Here is a 2,536-nt window from a genome sequence, read left to right as displayed (position 1 = left end):
CGGCCGCGACCCGGCTCACCAATCTGGGCATCCGCCAGGTGGAGGGCGAGGCCACGGAGGCTTCGAGGGCCTTCGGGGCCACCCGGGGCCAGACGCTGCGCAAGGTGCAGCTGCCCCTGGCCGCGCCGAGCATCATGGCCGGCATCAACCAGACGGTGATGCTGGTGCTGGCCATGGTGGTGATCGCCGGACTGGTCGGAGGCGGCGGCCTGGGTCTGGAGACCGTGAAGGGACTGAGACGCACCGACTCGGTGGGTTCGGGATTCGTGGCCGGTCTGGCCATCGTGCTGCTGGCGATGCTGCTCGACCGCCTGCTCCAAGCCTGGACCCGCCGGTTCACGCCTGTGGAGGGCGGTCCCTGAGATCTAAGGGCTGTGCGACCGTGAGCGCGCGGCCGCGGCCCGAGCGCTAGCGGCCCTGCCAGCAGGGAGCGCGGCCCTCGGTGAAGGCTCTGGGACCCTCGACGGCATCGGCGGAGGCCAGCATGGCCTCGTAGGCGTCCAGGTCGCCGGAGCGCAACAGCTTGAAGGCCTCGGCCAGCGGCAGATGCTGGGTGCGGTCGCGGATCTGGCTGATGGCAGCCACCGACAACGGAGCGGCCTCCACGACTCGGGCGGCCAGGGCGCGAACCTCGGCCATGAGGTCGGCGGCGCTCACTACCGCGTTGACGAGTCCCCAGCGCTGCGCCTCGGCCGCATCGAGGCGCCGACCCGCATAGAGGACCTCGTTGGCCACGGCGGGCGGGAGCATCCGGGGCAGGCGCACCGACGCGGTGTCGGGCACTATCCCCAGCGAGGTCTCCGGCAGCCAGAAGCGGGCGTGCTCGGCCGCCACCACAAGGTCGGCAGCCAGCACGATCTCGAATCCCCCACCGACGGCCATGCCGTTGACCGCGGCGATCACCGGCTTGAGCAGGCCGGGCAGCTCACCGAAGCCGCCGAAGCCGCCTTCGCCGTAGTCGGCCCCGAAGTCCTCACCACCGGCTGCGGCGTTGAGGTCCCACCCAGCGCAGAAGAACCGGTCGCCAGCGCCGGTGAGTATCGCGACCCGTAGGTCTTCGTCGTCGCGGAAGGTCGCGAACACCTGGCTCAGCTCGCGACTGGTGGCTGCGTCAATGGCGTTGGCCTTGGGACGGTCGAGGGTGATCTCGAGTACCGGACCGTCGGCGACGGCCGTCACGGCGCCGACCGGGGTGGGCTCAGCCATGGCCCGGTGGCTCAGCCAGGAGCATCAGCGCGTCGGCGGCGACGGCCGCCTCGTTCGTGACGATAAGGGGGTTGATCTCGATTTCGATGATGCTGCGATCGTCGCGTACCAGCGCGCCGAGCGCATCGATCACCCCGACCACTGCTTCGACCGCGGCGGCCGGACGGCCCCGGTGTCCTGCCAGCATCGGCCAGATTCGCAGGCCGCGCAGGGCTTGGCGAACGTCATCGGCAGACGCGGGCAGAAGCAGGCTGACGGTGTCGTCGAGCAACTCGGCCAGCGTCCCGCCGGCTCCGATTGTGAGCAGCATCCCGACTGGAGGCGCCGATCGCACGCTCACCAGCAACTCGGCCACGGCGCCGGTGACGCAGGACTCCACCATCACGGTTTCGTTGTCGCCGGCAAGGCGCCGGGCGGCGGCGGCGACCTCTTCTGGGTCTTCGATGCCCACCACTACCCCGTCCGTGTCGGTCTTGTGGACCGCGTCGACAGTCTTCACGACCACCGGGTATCCGAGCCGGTCGGCTGCGGCCGCGGCCTCTCCGGCGGGTACCGGCCCCCCGGCTGGCACGGCAACACCGGCCGCGCCCAGACGCCGCTTCGACTCGTATTCCGGCAATGCCGTGCAGCCAGGGCCTGCCTCGTTCGGCTGATCCGGCAAGGACATCGGATTGCCGGTCTGCTCCCCCCAAACCGCAGCGGCCTCGAGCGCCGACAGGGCGGTGTCTATGTCGCCGCAGGCGGCCAGGCCCAGCTTGGCGGACCGGGCGCGGGCCTCCTCCGGCAGGTTCTCGGCCAGCGAGGCGGCCACCACGCCGGGAGTGCTCGTAGCTGCACAGGCTTCGCTGAAGGCATCGAGGGTGGGCCACCAGCGCGACCGGTCGAGCCCGTCGGCCGGGAAGTCGAGCACCAGGAGCGCAGCATCGAACGGGGCCGGTGTGGACTGCGGGCCGTCTGCACCGAGAGCGGCCTTGAAACAGCCGGTCAGGCGGGCCTCATCGCCCCAGATGAACGTGTGGTAGTCGAGCGGGTTGGTGACCGCGACCCGGCCTTCCAGGGCGGACGCCACCTGGTCGGCGTGGTCGGGGGCGAACGGCGGGAAGCTCAGGCCGCGGCCTCGGCTGCGGTCGGCAACCATGGCAGCCTCGCCGCCGGAGCAGCTCAGCGACACCAGCCGGCTGCCTCCCAGCGGCCCGAGGGTTCCCAGGACGGCCAGGGTGTCGAGCAGTTCGGGCAAGCTGTGCACCCGGCGAATGCCCAGCCGGTCGAACAGCGCGTCGTAGGCGGCATCGTCGCCCACCAGCGAGGCAGTGTGGGTGACGGCGATTGC

General features: G+C 71.2%; 3 protein-coding genes. 1 reads left to right on the top strand and 2 read right to left on the bottom strand.

What is annotated here, in order from left to right:
• On the top strand, nt 1-362 hold a 362-nt coding region (locus F4X11_16150), incomplete at its 5' end, for an ABC transporter permease subunit (protein MYN66537.1).
• 46 nt (nt 363-408) lie between these two features.
• On the opposite strand, the gene caiD is transcribed toward F4X11_16150, so the two are convergent.
• Nucleotides 409-1,206: a crotonobetainyl-CoA hydratase gene (caiD, locus tag F4X11_16145; protein ID MYN66536.1), complete on the bottom strand. Its 798-nt coding sequence runs from the start codon at nt 1,204-1,206 to the stop codon at nt 409-411.
• Nucleotides 1,199-2,536: acetate--CoA ligase family protein (locus tag F4X11_16140; GenBank protein MYN66535.1), on the bottom strand; the 1,338-nt coding region annotated here is incomplete at its 5' end. The genes caiD and F4X11_16140, both read right to left, overlap by 8 nt.

It is taken from the genome of Acidobacteriota bacterium (genome assembly GCA_009861545.1).
GTDB lineage: Bacteria > Acidobacteriota > Vicinamibacteria > Vicinamibacterales > UBA8438 > WTFV01.
This window is presented reverse-complemented; position numbering and strand designations above follow the sequence as displayed.

Excerpts from the sequence above, each read along its gene's own strand:
- caiD (MYN66536.1), bottom strand. The coding sequence starts at position 1,206 with ATGGCTGAGCCCACCCCGGTCGGCGCCGTGACGGCCGTCGCCGACGGT.